13 protein-coding genes are annotated in these 19,050 nt (G+C 64.3%); 9 read left to right on the top strand and 4 right to left on the bottom strand.

Features of this window, described 5'->3' with window-relative positions; genetic code table 11:
• Positions 1 to 27: 27 nt before the first annotated feature.
• The 3 genes from glk to ACG0Z6_RS03840 all read right to left on the bottom strand — a co-directional run bounded on the left by glk (position 28) and on the right by ACG0Z6_RS03840 (position 5,752).
• Positions 28 to 996 (bottom strand): glucokinase, encoded by a 969-nt coding sequence (gene glk / locus ACG0Z6_RS03830; protein ID WP_394458737.1) that lies wholly within the window; start codon positions 994 to 996, stop codon positions 28 to 30.
• A gap of 41 nt (positions 997 to 1,037) precedes the next feature.
• The gene (locus ACG0Z6_RS03835; RefSeq protein WP_394458738.1) at positions 1,038 to 3,236 is read right to left on the bottom strand and encodes an Ig-like domain-containing protein; all 2,199 of its coding nucleotides are present in this window, start codon (positions 3,234 to 3,236) and stop codon (positions 1,038 to 1,040) included.
• A 209-nt stretch (positions 3,237 to 3,445) separates the two neighbouring features.
• The gene (locus ACG0Z6_RS03840) at positions 3,446 to 5,752 is read right to left on the bottom strand and encodes a glycosyl hydrolase (protein ID WP_394458739.1); all 2,307 of its coding nucleotides are present in this window, start codon (positions 5,750 to 5,752) and stop codon (positions 3,446 to 3,448) included.
• A gap of 256 nt (positions 5,753 to 6,008) precedes the next feature.
• On the opposite strand from ACG0Z6_RS03840, the gene ACG0Z6_RS03845 reads away from it, so the two are divergent.
• From ACG0Z6_RS03845 to ACG0Z6_RS03880, 8 genes are all read left to right on the top strand, one after another.
• The gene (locus ACG0Z6_RS03845; RefSeq protein WP_394458740.1) at positions 6,009 to 7,334 is read left to right on the top strand and encodes a porin family protein; all 1,326 of its coding nucleotides are present in this window, start codon (positions 6,009 to 6,011) and stop codon (positions 7,332 to 7,334) included.
• Between the two features lies 1 nt (position 7,335).
• The gene (locus ACG0Z6_RS03850; RefSeq protein ID WP_394458741.1) at positions 7,336 to 9,117 is read left to right on the top strand and encodes a glycoside hydrolase family 17 protein; all 1,782 of its coding nucleotides are present in this window, start codon (positions 7,336 to 7,338) and stop codon (positions 9,115 to 9,117) included.
• 47 nt (positions 9,118 to 9,164) lie between these two features.
• Complete coding sequence (locus ACG0Z6_RS03855) at positions 9,165 to 10,202, top strand: LacI family DNA-binding transcriptional regulator (RefSeq protein ID WP_394458742.1); 1,038 nt, start codon at positions 9,165 to 9,167, stop codon at positions 10,200 to 10,202.
• 189 nt (positions 10,203 to 10,391) lie between these two features.
• Entirely contained in the window at positions 10,392 to 11,666 is a 1,275-nt protein-coding gene (locus ACG0Z6_RS03860; RefSeq protein WP_394458744.1) for an extracellular solute-binding protein, read from the top strand.
• Between the two features lie 47 nt (positions 11,667 to 11,713).
• Positions 11,714 to 12,649, top strand: a complete 936-nt coding sequence (locus ACG0Z6_RS03865; protein WP_394458745.1) for a carbohydrate ABC transporter permease — start codon at positions 11,714 to 11,716, stop codon at positions 12,647 to 12,649.
• A 12-nt stretch (positions 12,650 to 12,661) separates the two neighbouring features.
• Positions 12,662 to 13,489 (top strand): carbohydrate ABC transporter permease, encoded by an 828-nt coding sequence (locus tag ACG0Z6_RS03870; RefSeq protein ID WP_394458746.1) that lies wholly within the window; start codon positions 12,662 to 12,664, stop codon positions 13,487 to 13,489.
• Between the two features lie 25 nt (positions 13,490 to 13,514).
• Positions 13,515 to 14,858 (top strand): GH1 family beta-glucosidase, encoded by a 1,344-nt coding sequence (locus ACG0Z6_RS03875; protein ID WP_394458747.1) that lies wholly within the window; start codon positions 13,515 to 13,517, stop codon positions 14,856 to 14,858.
• A 1-nt stretch (position 14,859) separates the two neighbouring features.
• Positions 14,860 to 15,918 (top strand): ABC transporter ATP-binding protein, encoded by a 1,059-nt coding sequence (locus ACG0Z6_RS03880; protein ID WP_394458748.1) that lies wholly within the window; start codon positions 14,860 to 14,862, stop codon positions 15,916 to 15,918.
• 13 nt (positions 15,919 to 15,931) lie between these two features.
• On the opposite strand, the gene ACG0Z6_RS03885 is transcribed toward ACG0Z6_RS03880, so the two are convergent.
• On the bottom strand, positions 15,932 to 17,710 hold the full coding sequence (locus tag ACG0Z6_RS03885; protein WP_394458749.1) for a DUF885 domain-containing protein: 1,779 nt from the start codon (positions 17,708 to 17,710) through the stop codon (positions 15,932 to 15,934).
• 337 nt (positions 17,711 to 18,047) lie between these two features.
• Between ACG0Z6_RS03885 and ACG0Z6_RS03890 the strand changes: the two genes are divergently transcribed.
• Complete coding sequence (locus tag ACG0Z6_RS03890) at positions 18,048 to 19,022, top strand: BMP family lipoprotein (protein WP_394458750.1); 975 nt, start codon at positions 18,048 to 18,050, stop codon at positions 19,020 to 19,022.
• The last annotated feature ends 28 nt before the right edge of the window (positions 19,023 to 19,050 follow it).

Below are 19,050 nucleotides of genomic sequence, written 5' to 3' on the forward strand. Positions count from 1 at the left end.
CACAGCCATGCCCCCCACTTGCCGCCTTCAGCCGGGCTGGTCCAACAGTTGGGACAGTCCCAAAAAGGCCGGTGAGTGGGTGGAGGCGATGACCCAGGTGGGGATGGGGCTGAGGTAGGGCTTGAGGCGGCCTTTCTCTTCAAAGCGGGCACGGAAGCTGGACTGGCGCAGGGTGTCGATGATGCGCGGCGCAATGCCACCAGCCAGGTAGACGCCACCGCGTGCGCCGTAGGTCAACGCCATATTGCCGGCGAAGTTGCCCAGGAAGGCGCAGAAGTGATCGAGGGCTTCGAGGCACAGGGGGTTGGCCCCCGTGAGGGCGCGATGCACCACGTCAGCCGGTGCCAGGGGCTGGGCCATGAGGCCGTAGCGGGTGGCACAGGCCTGATAGAGGTTGACCAGCCCGGGGCCGCTGAGCACACGCTCGGCCGAGACATGGCCAAAGCGCTGGGCCAGCAGGCGCAGGAGTTCGGCTTCGTCGGACGTGCAAGCACCCAGCGTGCAGTGGCCGCCTTCGCCGGTGATGGCTTGGCCGGTGGTGGGCAGCAGGCAAGACACACCCAGCCCCGTGCCCGCACCCAACACCGCCATGGGCTGATTTGGCGCGGCGGCGCAATCCGCTGGGCCGATGAGGTGCAGGTCTTGTGCAGGCAGCTCGGGCAGGGACAGGGCAATGGCGCTGAAGTCGTTGATGAGCTGCAGGCGCTGTACGCCCAGCTGGGCATGCAGCGCCTGAATGGAGAAGGACCAGTGGTGGTTGGTCATCTGCACCCAGTCGCCGGTGACGGGGTTGGCAATGCCAATGGCGCAGGCCTGTGGGGCCTCCAGCCCATGCTGGTGCAGGTAGTGGCGTATGGCCGCCAGCAGCGAGTCATGGTCTTGGCAGAGCAAATTGGCGATGTGGCTGGGCGGCGCGCCGACTCGGGACTGCCAGGCAAAGCGGGCGTTGGTGCCGCCGACATCGCCCAGCAGGCGTGGAAAAAGAGCTGTGGGCATGGGGAGAGATTCGGGGCCCGTGAGGGCCCCGCCAAAGAGCGTCATTCGAAGGTGATCGGGCCTTGCACGGCCAGCGTGGTGGGGTAAACGGCGGGTGAACCCACGCCCACGCTCATATTGGCACCTACCAGCTTGCCGCCAACCGCGGGCAGAGGGTTGCCGCTGCCCACGGCCTGGAAGTCCACCTGCGACAGCGGTGACAGCGCCAGGGCAGATGCGGGGGTGAGCCCATTGACACCACAGTTTTGGATGACGGCAAAGGCGCTCAGGGGCACGGTGTAGCTGCTGGTGGTGGCGCTGCTGGGGCTGACCACCGCCAGCAGCTTGATGTTGCAGGCCTGCACGGCGCTGCCGGGGTCCAGGTCATAGAACTTGCCCAGGGTCAGGATCACGCCGAAGTTGTTGGTCGGGCTGTTGAACCACTCCGGGTTTTGGCCGAACTTGAACTTCATGGCGGTTTTGCCCGCGATGGACAGGCCCGGTGTGTCGGCGGTGGCGCTCAGGCCCGTGCTCAGGCCCGGGGCTTGCACGTAGATGCCTGCGTAGAGCGAGGTCACGGGTGAGGGCGTTTGGTAGTAGTAGTAATAGCTGCTGTCCGCCGCCGTGGTGCTGGGCGCGAAGCTGCCACCGCTGCCGCAGGAGGCGGGCGCACCGCAGTTGAAGCTGTCAACGCTGCTGCCGCTGTAGCCGCCAAAGGCACCGGCCAGCAGCGTGGCGTTGCCACCACCAAACCCGGATGAGAACACCACAGGCGAGGAGGAACCGCCACTGTTGCCGCTCTTCCAGAAGTAGAGGTTGTCGAAGTACAGCGTGCCGCCGCTGGGGCTGCCCTCGATCTTGACCTGGATGATGGCCGCCTTGTTGGGGGCGGTGTATTGGGCCAGGTCGATGTCCGTGCTGTTCCAGCTCGAGGGTGTGGGCGTGAGCGTGACGGCGTTTTCCTGGCCTGCGGAGATGATGGAGACCTTGACGCTGCTGACGTCGGCCGTCCAGTAGTCCAGGTGCAGCTTGCTAAAGCCCGTCACGTCGATCGGGTTGCCCGCAAAGTCAATGCCCTGGTAGTTGAGCTTGGCGTATTTGCGCGTGTTGTTGCCTGCAATGGCCACGGTGCTGGGCTCGGTGCTTTGGCCCCAGTTGGGGTTGAGGTCCAAGCCGGCGATGGAGGTGTAGGCATCGCTGAAGATGGACAGCACGTCCGCACTGGCGCGCGCAGGCGGGGTGGGGGCCGCCTGTGTGGGCGCGCCGCTGCTGGGCGTGGAGCCGCCGCCGGGCACGAAGGTGATGTCGTCAAAGTAGTAGGTCTTTTGCACCGCCGAGCCCTTGTTGCGACCGAAGTCGAAGAACAAGGTGGCTTTGTCATAGGTGCTGGCGAAGTTGATGGCCGCCGTGCCGCTGGCTTGCTTGCCAGGGGCGAAGTTGAAGGTCAGGGTCTGCCAGCCTGCGGCGGTGGTGACGGTGGCGTCGGTTTCCACGGACTTGGTGGGGTCGGTGTGGTCCTCCACCTTCAGGCGCACGGTAATGCCCGCGTCGGGCGACCACACGCGCACCGAAATCTGCGTGTCGTTGGCGTTGAACGGGATTTTGGGCGTGAAACCCAGGCCCGCTGCGGCGCTGATGGTGGTGCCGGCATAGCTCTCGGCACCGGCCGCGCGCACCACCTTGGCGACGGTGTTGGCGGGGTTGGTGGGGTCAGGTGCCAGCGTTGAGTCCTCAGCGCCAGCAAAGCCAATCAAGCCGTAGCCCACGCTGGGGCTGTCAAAGCTCACCGGCAAGGCCATCTGGGTTTTGACCACGGTGTCAAACGGCACTTTCACGCTGGCCGGGGCCTGTGTGTTGCCGTTGCCTGCCAGATCGCTGAAGGAGGCTGCGCCGACCGTGACCTCAAGGGTGCCCGAGCTGCCCACAGGCGGGGTGACAACCAGGGTGTATTGCTGCGCACTGACCTTGGTCAGCGTGCCCGGCGTGCCGCCCGTGACGGTGATGTCGCTGCTGGTGAAGCTGGCTCCAACGTCCTCGGTGAAAACAAAGGTGAAAGTGACCGGGCCCGTGGCCTTGGCACCGCTGAGGTCGCTGAAGATGTTGAGCGCGGGCGCAACGGTGTCAGGCCCCGCTGGCGGATTGCCGGTGTTGCCTGCAGCGTTGGGGGGCGGTTCAGCGTCGCCCCCGCCGCAAGCCGTCATGAGCAGCGTGGTTGCCGCAACACAGGTTGCCGTTACAACGAGCTTGGAGATTCGATTCATGGTGTCTTCCTGGCAGCTAGGGTGAACCGACTTGCCCGGCAATGTTGAGGGCGTGCGGTCGCAAAGTCTGTGAGCCCACTTTTGAGGCTCAAGGGTTGGGCGAAAAGGAACGTGAAAGCGCTTTCAGAAATAGTAGGTTTGGGCGCGTTGGCTTGCAAGGGCAGGGTGGTGGTGACTTTCCCGAAGTGCGCTTGTGGCGCGCTTTCTTCTCAGCGGCCGCGCGCCAGCGTGGCTGGGGCGACGTCCAGCACCTTGCCGTCGCTGAAGTGCACGGTGATGGGGGTTTTGCCTGCGTTGTAGGCCAGATAGGTGCGTTGCCCATCGGGGCGGCGAAAGACTTGGTAGAGCGTGGTGTCGGCGCTCACGCTGGTGTCGGGTGTGCCCATGTCTTGCAGGCTCAACATCCAGTGCAGGGTGTGGGTGGCGGTTTCGCCGTCCTCCACGCTGCCGTTGGGCTTCCACTGCGCCAGGGCTGCCACGGGGTCCACCAGCGCCAGGTGCTTGCAAAAAATGTCTTGCCAGACGTCTTGTGGCGGCGGGTTCTTGGGGAATTTGCCGCGCGCTTGGTAGGCGGCGCTTTCGCGCTGCATGGCGGCGAGTTTGCGTTTGACAAAGTCCGCGTCGCGCCCGAGGTAGGTGGAAAAGGTGGCCACGGGCAGCAGATTGATGCCGTGAATCTGGCGGGGTTCGTCGGTCCACCAAGTGTTGTGTGCGTACTTGGCGCCAAACACCATGCTGGCATGGGTGCTTTGGTACTCAGGGGCAAAGACCAGGTGGTGGATGTCAAACCAGTAGTGTTGGATGGCCTCAATCTCACTGGTGTAGAGGTAGACGCCCAGGTCGCGCAGCTCGCTCTGGCCGGTGACCTCGCCCCACAGAATCAGCCCAGCCCAGGCGTTGACGGCTTCGCTGGAGGACTCTTGGTTGTTGCCCCATTGCCCGTAGCTGCCCGCACCACCCACCCCCACGGCCCAGGAGTGGCCTTCATAGCTGTCGAAGTTGCGCAGGAAGGGAAAGTCGGCACGGCCGCGCTGCGCCGTGGCGATGTCGGCCACCAAGGCCTGCACCATCGCACCCCATTGATCTTGGGCGGCCCAGGCCGGGTCGCGCAACGCGATTTCAGCCGCTGCGCGTATCCAGTAGCCGTAGTGGAAGTGGTGGTCGTTCATCTGCTCGACGGCGAAGAACTCATCCGGGTAGGCCACCACCGTGCCCAGACCCTTGTCGTAGTGAAAGTAGCTGCGCTTGCCCTGGGCGCTGAACCACCAGGCCATGCGCTCTTTGGCCACGGCCAGCAGCTGTTCGCGGGCTTCCAGGTCACCTTGTTGCTCGGCAATGGCGGCCAGCTGCGTGACGCGGGTCAGGCCCTTGCCTTGCCAGTAGACGCTGACGCGCCAATCGTCGGGGTTCTCGCGCACCGGGATGAGGCTGCGGCGGCGGCGCAGGTCGCGCTTGAACTGCTCGTTGAATTCTGCCAAGCGCGGGCCTTCTGCCAGCTTGGGCCAGTGCGGCACAAAGCCGCTGTAGCGGCGCTGCACGCTGAATTGCGGGGCCGCCAGCAGTCGGATCTTGCCGCGCACGGTGTCAAAGCTCGGGCCCAGGCGGTCTTGCACGCTGGGGTTGTTGTGCCACTGGTGGGGGTACAGGCCCAGCAGGGGGCCGTTGTCCGGGCCTTCCATCACCTGTGTGCTGACACTGAAAGTGGTGCGCACGGTGCTGCTGGCCTTGTCGTAGTGCCAGTCGGCGCGGGTGTCACGCACAAAGGCGTAGGCATGGCGCGTCAAGAGCTGCAGGGTCTGCGCGCTGTCGTCGGGCAGCGCGGCCACTGAGAAGTAGCCGCTGCCAGCGGGCAGGTGCCCCAGCCATTGGTCGGCTGCGCGCTGCTCCCAGCGCACGGCGCTGGGGCCGAAAACGGCGTAGACCTTGCCATTGACGCGCAGCACCAGCACACGTGGGTCGGCCCCCTCGCTCAAGCGCTGGCCTGCTGCGGGCAGGCTGATGCGCACATCACCGCGGCTGAGCTTGAAGTACGCGTAGGGGCTGCCGTGGGCCACGGTGGCTCGCATCTCGTCGCTGCCCTCGCGCATGGCCATGTCAATGGCCCAGTCCGAGACCTTGTCCAGCACGGCAGGCCCGGGCGTGAAGGCCGCAGGGGCCAGCAACAGCGCGTCGCGGTGGGGGTAGTGGATCTCGGTGTCACCCCGCTCGGTGGGCACGACCACCTTGCTGGGCAGGGCCAGTTCAAAACCGCCAGGGCTGGGTTTGATGCTCAGCGGTTGCGCGTAAATGGGGTCGGGCTGTGGGTTGAAAATGAGGGAGGAATACCACTGGCTGGTGGGCGCGGCCTGGCCCAGCAAGGCCGCGCTGCGATGGGGCGCAGAAGGCGGGCGTTTGTCTGCACCGCGGGGGGCTTGCAACAGCGTGCCTGCGCCCAGCTTTTGATCCACAGCCGAACATGGCCCAGCGCTGGCCAGCAGCAGTGCCAACAGGCAGACCCAGCGCGTGCAAAGCGACATCGAAAGCCCTTCCAGTGCGCCTTGGCGGCGCGATGGGGAGGATTATTGAAAGCGCTTTCAAATTTACGGATCGTGGTTTTCCCCATGCTTGGCTGCGCTTGGCGGGCTGTATCGGGAAAGTACGGGGTAGGCTTTGCGTTGACGCTGCCCAAGGCTATCGACTACGCTGCTGAAAGCGCTTTCAAATCTGCATGTTGTTTGAGCTTTTTAAGCGCTCACCGAACCTTGTTTTTGAACTCCCACTGGCGCTACCAGCATGAACCAATCATTCCCTCCGCGCACCCTGGACCCTGTCGTGCTGGCCGTTGGGCTGCTGCTGTGTGGCAGTGCACAGGCTGTGGACTATGGTCCCTTTTCGCTGAACGGATTTGCCAAGGCGGAATGGACTTCCGTCTCCGCGCTGTGCGCGCACTGCCAGGCGCTCGAAGGTGAGGGCAAACAGCGCCAATGGGCTGACCCCCTGGTTCAAGGGGTGGAGTACGGGCGAGGCACCACGCATGTGACGCTGGTGCAACCCTATCTGGGGGCCAAGTTTGATGTGCCCTATGGCTTCAAGGTGGGCGGCTTGTTGAGCCAGCGCTGGCGCGACGGCAAGCCTGACTTCAAGGGCTTTTGGTATGACCGCAATCTCTACCTCAGCCATGACGATTGGGGCAGTGTGCGTGTGGGTGCCATGACCACGCGCGCTTGGAGCGTGGCCGACTACCCCTATGGCACCAATGTCGGTGTGGCAGACGCCTGGGGTGCCAGCGGGGCGGGCTATGGGCTGTTGACGCGGGCTCTGCGTGTGACCAGCCGCGTATTGGATGTGGCCGACGGGGACCTGGTGCTGGAGGCCAGCTACGACCGCGGCCGCCCGGGCTGGCACATCAACAAGCCGCGCTTTGTGGAGCTCTACGCCCAATACCACCGTGGCGACTTGGTGGTGGACGCCATGTATCAAGACACCAAAAACGGCACGCCCTCGGCCTTTGGTCATGGCCCCTTCACGGGTTTGACCCCCTTCCCGCGTGACGACGCCTTGCTGGGCAGCTCCAGCCAGGGCATTGCCATGGTGATGGCGCGCTACCAGGTGGATTCGCGCCTGGAGGTTTCTGGCGGCATGCGTGGCAACCGCTGGAGCGGGGCCTATGCACGTGTCACGGTGCCTGCCCAATACAACACCGGCAGCGGCGTGGCGCAGCTGGCGCAATGGAACGAGATGTTCAATGTGGACTGGAGCAAGGACCTCGGCGGCGGCGTCTACAAGGGCTACCCCGCCACCTCGCTGGATGTGCTGCTGGGCGCGCGTTACCGCTGGGGCCCCTGGACGGCCAGTGCGGGCATGGTGCACTTGGGCGCAGCGGCCACTGCCAACCCCGATGACCGTGGGCAGTCCAATGCCGCCACTGTCAACACGCTTGGGCTGAATTACGACTTCAAAAACGGTGCCCAGGTCTACGGCTCGGCAGGCATGGTCAATTACGCGCGCAAGGGCCTCTCGCCGCTGTCCATGCCCAGCAACTCAGCCTTTACCAACATCGACTCGCGGCTCAAGACGCGGGGCACGTGGATCACCGTGGGCGCGGTCTACGCCTTCTGACATGTCCAAGTTCAGGGTTCAAGCCATGTTCTCAAGCACAGTTCGTTTTTTGTCGCGCCACCTTGGCTGGGTCACTGCCGCATTGGCCGTGACCATGTTCGCCACGCTCAGTGGCTGCGGTGGCGGGGGCGGCACCACGCCGGTCAACGCCGTGCAGCCCCAGCGCACGCTCCCGGCTGCCTTCAGTGCGCGCAAGGCCGTCAACTACTCGCCATTTCGCACCTATCACCGCGACACCGAAGTCGTCAGCAAAGCCAATATCAAACAGGATTTGGACTTGTTGGCCGCTGCGGGCTTTGGGCTGATTCGGCTGTTTGACAGCTCGGACATGGTGGCCAAACAGACGCTGGAGGTGATTCGCGACAACAACCTCGACATCAAGGTCTACCTCGGCGCCTACCTGCAAGGCTATGCCAACAGCAAGAGCGCGACCAACGATGCCGAGGTGGCACGTGCCATTGCTCTGGCCAACCAGTTCAGCGCCATCGTTGTGGCGGTGAGTGTGGGCAATGAGATGCTGCTGTTTGATTTCAACAAGATCGACAGCCCCGCCACGCTGGCCCAGTACATCACCCAGGTGCGCAGCGCCATCAACCAGCCCGTGACCACGGACGAAAACTACGCCTGGTGGCGCACGGCCGACCCGGTCATTACCAATGCCGTGGACTTTGTCGCGCTGCACACCTACGTGGAGTTGGACACCATTTACGCCGAAGGCCTGTGGGACTGGCAGCAAACTGCGGTGGCGCCCGCGCAGCGCGCCGCGGCCATGATGGACGCAGCCCTGGTGGCCACGCAGCGGCAGTACGCGGTGGTGCGCAGCCACCTCGATGAGCTGGGCCTGTCGGCCAAGCCCATTCTGATTGGCGAGACTGGCTGGCATGCTGTCAACACCGGCAACGCGGGCGGCAATCTGCCGTTTCGCGCCAGTGCTGCCAACCAAAAAATGTTTTACGACCGGCTGCGCAGCTGGGAGTCCCAGAGCCGCAGCGGCAATAGCAACGGGCCGCGCACCATCTTTTACTTCGAGGCTTTTGACGAGCCTTGGAAGCTGGACGACAACTTCTGGGGCATGTTCACCGTGGACCGCAAGGCGCGCTGCATGATCCAGGAGCTGCAGCCCCAAAGTGCCAGCTGGGTGTGGGACACCTCGCAGTCCTGCGCCGCCGCTGATGCCTTGCACTTTGTGGAGCTGAGCGTCAAACCGGCCGAGACCGCTGCGCGCTTCACGCTGTGGGCCGATGTGGCCCAAGCCGGGGAGGCTTTGTTGGCCAGCGCGCAATGGGATGCTTTTGGCAACAACGCCGGGGGTGTCACGGCGGCCTATCCCAGCGTGACCAGCACGGCCGCACCCCAGGACGGGCCTAACAGTCTGGAGCTGACGCCCCAGCCGGCCGACTACGGCTGGGGGCTGCTGCGCCACAGCGCCAGCGGCGCGTCGGTCAACCTCTCGGGCTTTGCCGGCGGCACGCTCAACGCCTGGATCAAGACCGATGGCTACCCTGGCAAGCTGCAAATTGGCATCAGCAGCGACACCGCTGATCGCAAGGGCGCCGAAGCGGTGGTGACCTTGATGCCGGGCGACTACAGCTACTGCAACACCAATGCCTGGTGCAAGGTCAGCATCCCCATCTCGGCCTTTGTGGCGGTCAACCCCAAACTCGATTTGCGCGCGGTGCTCACCCCCTTCATGGTGCGCGACATCTACAGCCAAACCGGCAAGGCCGCCAACACCCAGAACCTGCCCAAGCTCTACATCGACGCGGTGTATTGGGCCAAATAAAACCATGGGCCGCGCGGCTAAACTGGGCCGCGCGGGGGTAAGGTTTGATGCGAAGAAAAGCAGCAGTAGCTCAGGGCCGTGACGCGGGCACGGTGACGCTGGAGATGGTGGCCGAGGCCGCCGGGGTGTCGGCCAGCACGGTGTCGCGCATCTTGAATGGCACGGCGGCGGTCAGCCAGCTCAAGCGCCAGTCGGTGGACGACGCCATTGCGCGCCTGGGCTTTGTGCCCAACCCTGTGGCGCGCGGTTTGGCCGGAGGCCGCACCCTCAGCGTGGGGGTGATCACCCAGTCCATCGACAGCCCTTTTTATGGCACGGCCATGCGTGGGATTGAAGAGGCGCTGGACCCGGCAGGCTACAGCCCGCTGTTCGTGAGCGGGCACTGGAATGCGGCCGAGGAGTCGCGCTGCATTGACGTGCTGCGCTCGCGCCGGGTGGACGGCATCATCGTGCTGACCGGGCGGCTCAGCGATCAAGCGCTGCGAAGCTATGCCAAGTCGCTGCCCGTGGTGGTCACGGGCCGCTCGCTCAAAGCCCCGGGCTTGGTGGCACTGAACTTTGACAACTTCGAAGGCGCACGCCTGGCCACGCGCCACCTCATCGAGCTGGGGCACCGCCATATTGCCTTCATCGCGGGCGACCCGCTGCACCCCGACGCCACTCAGCGCCAGCGTGGCTATCAGGCGGCGTTGGAGGAGGCCGGGTTGAGCTACGACCCGCAGCTGGTGGCGCCAGGTCTGTACCAGGAGGACAGCGGCCTCAGCGCGGTGGAGGCCTTGCTGCGCACGCGCCGACGCTTCACCGCCATCTTTGCCGCCAATGACCAGATGGCTCGCGGCGCGGCGCTGGGCTTGCATCGGCGCGGTCTGCGCGTGCCCACAGATATTTCGCTGGTGGGCTTTGATGATTTGCCCGCATCGCGCTACGCCTTGCCCCCACTCAGCACTGTGCGCCACCCAGCGCAAGACATCGGTCGGCTGGCAGCACAAGCCATGCTGGACTTGCTGCGGGGTGTCAAGCCTGCTGTGCAATCGCCTGCGCCCGAGATCGTCGTGCGCGAGTCTTGCGCGCCCCCGGCGCGCTGAACGACCGCAGCCCCGCAGTTACCCTTGATTGACAGCGCGGCGGCCGCTCTCTATATTCTGAAAGCGCTTTCATATTGGCTTGAATGCGCCACTCGCTACAGCCCACGAGGGCACCAGCGGTGCTGCTGCAAGCCAGCGGCTGCAGGCCATGGGCGCCATCAAACACGGGCGCAAAACGGAGAGCATCAAATGTTGGACGGGTTGGGAGTGCGCGGGCTGTGGCCTGTTGCGGTGTTGGGGGCCTTGCTGGCGGTGGTGCAGCCGCCGTGCGCGGCACAAACGCGCACGCTCACGGTAGCGGCGTTCCCGGCTGTGGATCAGATCGTGCGCGCTGCGCTGCCGGCTTGGCGCCAGCGTCATCCCGATGTGGACATCAAGGTGGTGAGCCGCCAAATCACCGATCACCACACCGCCATGACCACGGCGTTGTCCACCTCGTTTTACCTGCCCGATGTGATGGTGCTGGAGGTCTCCTATGTGGGACGCTTTGCTCAGGGTGGGGGGCTGGAAGATTTGTCCAAGCCGCCTTATGCGATTGCCCAGCACCGCGCGCAGTGGGTGCCCTATGCCTACGACCAAGCCACCAACCGTGCTGGTGCTGTGGTGGCCGCTCCCATGGACATCGGCCCGGGCACCTTGCTTGTGCGTACCGACATCCTGGCCAAAGCCGGGGTGAGCGAGCGTGAGCTCACGCAGAGCTGGGACAGCTATGTGGCCGCAGGCGTGCGCATTAAGGCTGCCACGGGCGCATTTCTGCTGGCGCATGCCAGAGACATGAAAGACATCCTGATCCGCACCGGCGTGGCGCCGGGCGAGGGCCTGTACTTCGACCGCGATTCGCGCGTGCTGGTCAACAGCCCGCGTTTTAGGCGCGCTTTTGAGCTGGCGCGTCAGGTGCGGCGCCTGAAGCTCGATGCCAAGGTCAATGCCTGGTCTAACGACTGGTCTGAAGGCTTCAAGCGCGGCAGCTTGGCCACCCAGATGAGCGGCGCCTGGATGGCTGGCCACCTCAACAACTGGCTGGCCCCAGGCACGCGCGGCTTGTGGCGCGCCGCGCCGCTGCCCGAGGGTGCTTATGCAGCGTTTGGGGGTACGTTCTTGGCCATTGCACGCAGCGCCCCGGCACAGAACAAAGCCCTGGCCTGGGAGTTCATCCGGTTTTTGTGCCTGGACCGCCAGCAGCAGTTGGCCGCCTTCAAGTCTCAGGACGCTTTTCCTGCCTTGCTGGCGGCCCAGGACGACGCCTTTTTCGACCAGCCTCTGGCCTTTTTGGGCGGACAGGTGGCGCGGCGTCAGTGGCGCGACGCAGCCGCCCACATCAGTGCCGTGAGCGTGCACAAACAGGACGACTTTGCTGAGGAAGTGGTCAACACCGAACTGGACAAGGTGCTGGACCAAGACAAAGACATCGCCACGGCGCTGGCCGACGCGCAGCGCCTGCTGGAGCGCCGCGCCCACCGCTAGGGCGCAGGCTCAGCCGGGCTCTCACCTCGATATCACCACACACCGCCATGAAGCTGCCCACCGCCCTGCGTCTGACGCCGCAATGGACCCCCTATGTGCTGCTGAGCCCCTTTGTGCTGCTGTTTTGCACCTTTGGCCTCTTTCCGCTGTTGTTCTCGCTCTACCTGTCCTTCCAGACCTGGGAGCCCACCAGCGGTCTACAGGCCATGCGCTTTGTGGGCTTGGAGAACTTTGCTTTTGCGCTGCAGGACGAGTGGTTTTGGAAGTCGCTCAAGAACACGCTGTGGCTGGCGCTGGCTGCAGGCGTGCCGCAGCACCTGGTGGCCATTCCGCTGGCGGTGTTCATCCACAACCGGCTGCACCGCCTGCGCGATGCGGTGACCGGGGCCTACTTTCTGCCCTACATCACCTCCACGGTGGCCATTGCCATCATGTTCAGCGCCATGTTCTCCAAGGACTATGGCCTCATCAACCAAGGCCTGCAACTGCTGGGGCATGTGCCGCTGCTCGGTGCGTTGGTGCCCGCTGAGGCGGTGGACTGGATGGGGCAGCCGCAACACATCAAGCCCGCCATAGCCATGATCGTGTTCTGGCGCTACGTGGGCTTCAACGTGGTGCTGTACCTGGCGGCCTTGCAAACCATTCCCAAAGACCTCTACGAGGCTGCCACCATGGATGGGGCAGGGCGCTTGCAGCAGTTCTTTCACATCACGCTGCCCAGCCTCAAGCCCATGATTTTCTTTGGCGTGACGCTCAGCGTCATCGGCGGGCTTCAGCTGTTTGAGGAGCCTTTCATCCTCACAGGTGGGCGCGGTGGCTCTGATCAGGCAGGCATGACCACCGCCATCTACCTCTACCGCATGGCCTTTGATTTCAACGACTTTGGGGCCGCCAGCGCCATGTCCTGGTTGCTGTTTTTTGTGGTCGCACTGCTGACCTGGTTGACCAACCGCGCCTTTGCACCGCGTGCAAGCAAGGGCTGAGGAGCGCGCTGCATGAGCACCACACACCGTCTGGCACCTTGGGCCGCGCACGCCATCGTGGGCGTGGGCGCGCTCATCATGCTCGCACCGTTTTACTTCATGTTCGTGTTTGCCTCGCACTCACGCACCGAGATCCTGAGCCTGCCGCCGCCGCTGTTCTTTGGCGACGACTTTCTCAACAACCTCAATCTGCTCACCGAGCGCCTGCCCTTTTGGCGCAACCTCGGCTGGAGCTTGTATGTGGCGCTGGCCTCCACGGCGTTGACGCTGCTGTTTTGCTCCATGGCCGGCTATGCCTTTGCGCTGTTTGAGTTCCGCTTCAAGAACGCTTTGTTTGGCCTGGTGATGGGCACCATGCTGTTGCCCTCGTTCATGAACATGATCCCGACCTTTATGGTGATGGACGTGTTGGGCTGGATTGACCAGCCCCGCGCGCTGTACCTGCCTGGTGCGGCCAGTGCGTTTGGCATCTTTTTGATGCGCCAGTTTGTGAGCACGGCTGTGCCCAAAGACCTCATCGAGGCCGCGCGCATGGATGGCTGTGGCGAGCTGGGTATTTACGTGCGCATCGTGCTGCCGCTGCTCAGGCCGGCCCTGGGTACTTTGGGGCTGATTGCCTTTATTGCCTCGTGGAACAACTTCATCGGGCCGCTGATCGTGATGCGCAGCCCGGAGATGTACACCCTGCCGCTGGCGCTGCGCAGCTTGCAAAGCCCTGTGGACACGCAGTGGGGCGCGCTGATGGTGGGCTCGGCCATTGCCACCATTCCTTTGATTGTTTTGTTCGTCGTCTCCTCGCGCCAGCTCATTTCTGGCCTGACGACAGGTGCTGTGAAGTGATATGACTCTGGACCCTCAATCTGCCATGAACTTTCCTCCTGACTTTGTCTGGGGTGTTGCCACCAGTGCCTACCAAATCGAAGGCGCAGCCACCGAAGACGGTCGGGGGCCGTCGATCTGGGACAGCTTTTGCCGCGTGCCCGGCGCCATTGCCGATGCCAGCGACGGCAGCCAGGCCTGCGAGCACTACCAGCGCTGGGCGCAGGACCTGGACTTGGTCGCCGATTTGGGTGTGGACGCTTACCGCTTTTCCGTGTCTTGGCCACGCGTGCGGCCCACGGGTTCGGGGGCATGGAATTCCAAGGGCCTGGACTTTTATGAGCGCTTGGTCGATGGCTTGCTGGCGCGTGGCATCAAGCCCTACCTGACCCTCAACCACTGGGACTTGCCTCAGGCCCTGCAGGATCAAGGCGGCTGGGCCCAGCGCGATACGGTCCACCGCTTTGTCGAGTACGCGCAAGGGGTGCAGGCGCTGCTGGGGGACCGACTCAGCAGCATCACCACCCACAACGAACCCTGGGTGATTGCCATGCTGGGCCACGACAGCGGCATCTTCGCGCCCGGCCTCAAGCGCCGAGCCACGGCCATGCAGGTGTCGCACCATTTGCTGCTGAGCCACGGGCTGGCGCTGCAGGCCTTGCGCGCTGATGGCAGCCGCTGCGAGTTGGGCATTGTGCTGAACCTCTCGCCCGTGCAGCCTGCCAGTGCGAGCCCCGCCGACGTGCAGAAGGCGAGCCTGGAAGACGGCATGCTGCTGCGCTGGTACATGGACCCGCTGTTTCACGCCCGCTACCCGCAGGACGTTTTGGAGCACCTCGGCGCTGACGCGCCGCAGGTGCGCGCCGGGGATATGGAGGCCATGGCCACGCCCATGGACTTTCTGGGGCTGAACTACTACACGCGCGCCGTGGTCAGCGCTGAAGGGCCTTGGGACGTGAAGCGTGGTGGGCGCGAGCTCACGGAAATGGGCTGGGAGGTCTACCCCGAGGGGCTGACGCAGCTGCTGCTGCGCCTGCACCAGGACTACCGCCTGCCGCCCATGTATGTGACCGAAAACGGCGGCGCTTTCAAAGACCAGCTCAGCCAGGGGCGTGTGGCCGATGCCGCGCGCACGCGCTACCTGACGCAGCACATTGCCGCCGTGCAAGAAGCCATGCGCCAAGGCGTGTGCATGGCGGGCTATATGGTGTGGAGCTTGCTAGACAACTTTGAATGGGCATCCGGTTACGACAAGCGCTTTGGCATCGTGCACGTCGACTACGACACCCAGCAGCGCACGCTCAAGGACAGCGGGCGCTGGTACCGGGACTTTTTGCAGCGCCAGCGCGCAGCACGCCATGCCGCCGAGGCGGCGCTCACAGGGGATTGACATGGGCCAGGTTTCACTGCGCGACATTCGAAAGAGCTATGGCAGCACCGATGTCATCCGTGGCATTGAGCTGGAGGTGCGTGACGGCGAGTTCCTGGTCTTCGTTGGCCCCTCGGGCTGCGGCAAGTCCACCACGCTGCGCATGATTGCCGGGTTGGAGAGCATCAGCGGCGGCGAGCTGCTGATCGATGGGCAGCGCGCCAATGAGCTGCGGCCGTCTGACCGTGGCACGGCCATGGTGTTCCAAAGCTACGCCCTCTACCCGCACATGACCGTGGCCGAAAACATGGGCTTTGCGCTCAAGATGGCCGGTGTGGGCCGGGCCCAGCGCGAGGAGCAGGTGCGCCGCGCTGCCGAGACCTTGCGCATCACCGAGCTGCTGGGGCGCCTGCCCAAGGACCTCTCAGGCGGCCAGCGCCAGCGCGTGGCCATTGGCCGCGCCATCGTGCGCAAGCCCAAGGTGTTTTTGTTTGACGAGCCGCTCTCCAACCTGGACGCGGCGCTGCGTGCCAATATGCGCATCGAGCTCTCACGCCTGCACCAGGAGCTCGGAACCACCATGATTTACGTCACCCACGACCAGGTCGAGGCCATGACCATGGGGGACCGCATTGCTGTTTTCAACAAAGGTCGGGTCGAGCAGCTGGGCGCCCCCATGGCGCTCTACAACCGGCCAGCCAATGAGTTTGTGGCCACCTTTTTGGGCTCGCCGCGCATCAACCTGGTGCCGCGCCCCAGCACCCAAGGCGCCACGCCCGAGCATGTCTTGCTCTGGAACACGCTGGGCGGGGGCGCCAACGCCGCAGCGGTGCGTGCAGGGCTGCGGCCTGAGCACATCCGCATTGCCAATGCGGGCGAGGGTATACCGGCCACAGTGGTGCTGGCCGAGCACCTGGGCGACTCCTCCATCCTGCACCTGCAGGTGCAGGGCTTGAGCGAGCTCATCAACGCCAAGGTCGGCGCCGCACACATGAGCTGCAGCAAGGGCCAGACCGTGGGTTTGGTGCCTGATGCGGCCTGGGCCCTGTGCTTTGATGCGCAAGGCCAGCTCTTGCCCTGACTCTGTGCGGGGCTTAGCGCTGCATCAAGCGCCTAATGGTGGCCACCGGCGCGCTGCCATGGCTCAGGAATTCCTCGTGGAAGTCTTTGAGCTTGAAGCCGCTGCCCAGGGCGTCTTGGCGGGCCTGGCGCAGGGCCATGATGTCGGCGTAGCCGCTGTAGTAGCTGGTCAGCTGCACGGAGGTGAGTTGCACGCGGCGCCATTTCTCGGTGGCTTCGCGCTCGGTCTGGAAGGCTTGGCGCTGCAGCAGGTCCAGCGCCGCTTCGCGCTCCATGCCCAGCACGTGCACGCTGTAGTCCAGGATGGTGTTGGTCACGGCGCGCAGGTTCCACTTGCACCACATCAGCCACATCTCGGGGGCGTTGCCGCCGTAGCCTGACTCCAGCATCATGCGCTCGCTGTAAACGGCCCAGCCCTCCACCATGGCGTCGTTGCCAAAAATGCTCTTGATGAGCGAGGGCGATTTGTTGGCGTGCACCAACTGTGTGTAGTGCCCGGGCACGGCCTCGTGGATGTTCAGGATTTGCAAGATCCAGTGGTTGTACTCGCGCAGGGTGCTTTGGGCCTCGGCGTCGGTGAGGTCGTCCAGCGGCGTGACGTTGTAATAGGTGTTGCCTTGCGGGCGGTAGGGCCCCGGTGCTTCGATGCCCGCACCGGCCACACCGCGCTGGTAGACCGGGGTTTCGCGCACCACCAGGGGTTTGGAGGCGTCTTGGCTGAGCAAGTCTTTCTGCGCCACCCAGCGCTCCAGCTCGGGGATTTGCGCGCGGATGGCGCTGACAAAGTCTTCGCGCCGCACATGCTGGCTGGAGAGCTGGTCGATGATGCGTGCGATTTTCTCGATGCGGTCTTTGGGTTTGGCGCTGAGGCCCATGGTGGTGGACCAGAGCTGGTCGGCCAGCTGCTCCATCTGCGTGTAGAGCCGCTCGCGCTCGGCCAGGGCGTTGCGGTAGGTTTGTTCGGCGCTGAGCGCCGACTGAATGCTGAAGGCGAATTTGGGCTCGTACAGCGCCGCACCGAGGCGGAAGCTGCGCGCATGCTCACCACCGAGCTGGGGCAGCAGGGCTTGCAGATGCTTGCCATAGGCCGTCACGGCCTCGCGCGCGGCGCTGATGCGCTGCGCCAGGGTGTGCCGCTGCGCGGGGCTGAGCGTGGATGTGGCCGCCTGGCGCCCGACCTCGTCCAGCACGCTGAGCACGCCGGGCACTTGCTCCAGTGCCAGCTCGGTGTGCACCTGGGTGGGCTGTTGCAGTGCGGCGCGTGCGGCCTGGTAGTAGGCCGGGGTGCGGGCTAGGCGCTGGCTGATGTCCACCAAGCGCTGCTCCAGCGGCGCGTAGTCGGTGTTGAGCAGCAAGTCCAGCGTGCTGGCGATGTTGTAAGCCGAGGGGTCCCAGCTCCACTGGCGCAGCTCGTTCAAACCAAAGAGTTGGTAGCGCAGCGTGTTGAGTATCTGCCCCAGATCGGTTTGGGCCGCCGCGGGCAAGGCGCTGGCGTTGAGGCGCTGCAGGCGCGCCAGCCAGTGCTGGGCAAAGCGGGCTTCGCGCTGGCGCTGGGCGGCGTCGGGCACGCTGGCTTTGGCGGCCAAGTCAAAGCGCCCCATGGCCACGGCGTACTCGGGCTCGAGCTGCCAGTAGGCCTCCAAAAATTCATGGCTCAGGCGCGCGAAGTCGGCTGCCGTGATGGGTGCCTGAGTGCTGGCCTGTGGGGCAGGGCTGAGGGGTTTGCTCATGGCAGCGGGTGCTGTGCTCAAAGCAGCAGCCAGCACACAGAGTTGCAACAGGTTGGATTTCACGGTGTGGGTTCTTTTTGTGAGTGGCTTGTAGGGGTGTCGACGGGCCTTGTCGGCCTGGGGGCGCATCTTGCACTTCAGCATAGGGCCTTGGGCGGTGCTGGCACCTGCGTGACAGCCCGTATTGTTGGCGCCCCAGGCAAGGCGCTGGGCGCGCCGCCGTGGGTGCATCTGGGTTGAGCGTTTGTCCCCCGACTGCACTACACTTGCGGCCTTTCGCGCCTGTGCTGTCGACCTCCCGTGTTCAGGGGGGGGGCTGCCTGACGGCTCTTGGTGCATGCTGCTCCCTCCCCCTCTTGTCTTCAGGTCCCCTACGATGAAGCCCATCTTCTCAAAGCAAATGTCACTGCGCTGCGCTGCAGCGTTGATGTGTGCCGGGTTGGCAGGAGCGGCACAAGCCCAGGCTCAACCCGCCGTCATCTTTGATATGGGGGGGAAGTTCGACAAGTCCTTCAACGAAGCCGCCTATCGCGGCATGGAGCGCTGGAAGAACGAGACCAAGGGCCGTGTGCTTGAGTTTGAAATCAGCAACGAAACCCAGCGTGCCCAGGCCATTCGCCGCATGGCTGAGCGCGGCGCCAGCCCCATCATTTCGGTCGGGTTTGCGCAGGCCACTGCCTTGCAGCAGGTGGCCAAAGATTTTCCCAAGACCCAGTTCGTCATCGTCGACGAGCGCGTCAACATGCCCAATGTGCAGTCCGTGATCTTCAAAGAGCACGAAGGCAGCTACTTGGTGGGTGCTCTGGCGGCCATGAGCAGCAAGTCCGGCAAGGTGGGCTTTATTGGCGGCATGGACATTCCGCTGATCCGCAAATTCCAATGTGCCTACGAGCAGGGTGCGCGCGCGGCCAACCCCAAGGTGGACGTGCTCAAGAACATGACCGGCACCACGGCCACGGCCTGGAACGACCCCACGCGCGGTGGTGAGCTCGCCCGCGCCCAATTTGCCAAGGGCGTGGATGTGGTGTTTGCTGCGGCCGGTGGCACTGGCATGGGCATCTACCAAGCTGCCAAAGACGCGGGCAAGTTCGCCATCGGCGTGGACAGCAACCAAAACCATCTACAGCCCGGCACCATGCTGAGCTCCATGGTCAAGCGCGTGGATGTGGCTGTGTACAACGCCCTCAAGGCTTGGAAACCAGGCCTTCAGGTGTTGGGGCTCAAGGAAGGCGGTGTGGAATACGCCGTCGATGCGCACAACGAAAAACTCATTGCCGCTGCGGTGCGCGCCAAGCTCGAAGCCATGCGTGCAGACATCATCAGCGGCAAGATCAAAGTGGCTGACTTCATGGCCGATAACGCCTGCAAGCCATAAATTCGCGCTTGCAGCCAGTGGTTTGGCT

It is taken from the genome of Roseateles rivi, assembly GCF_043555845.1.
In the GTDB taxonomy this organism is placed as follows: Bacteria; Pseudomonadota; Gammaproteobacteria; order Burkholderiales; family Burkholderiaceae_C; genus Roseateles; species Roseateles rivi.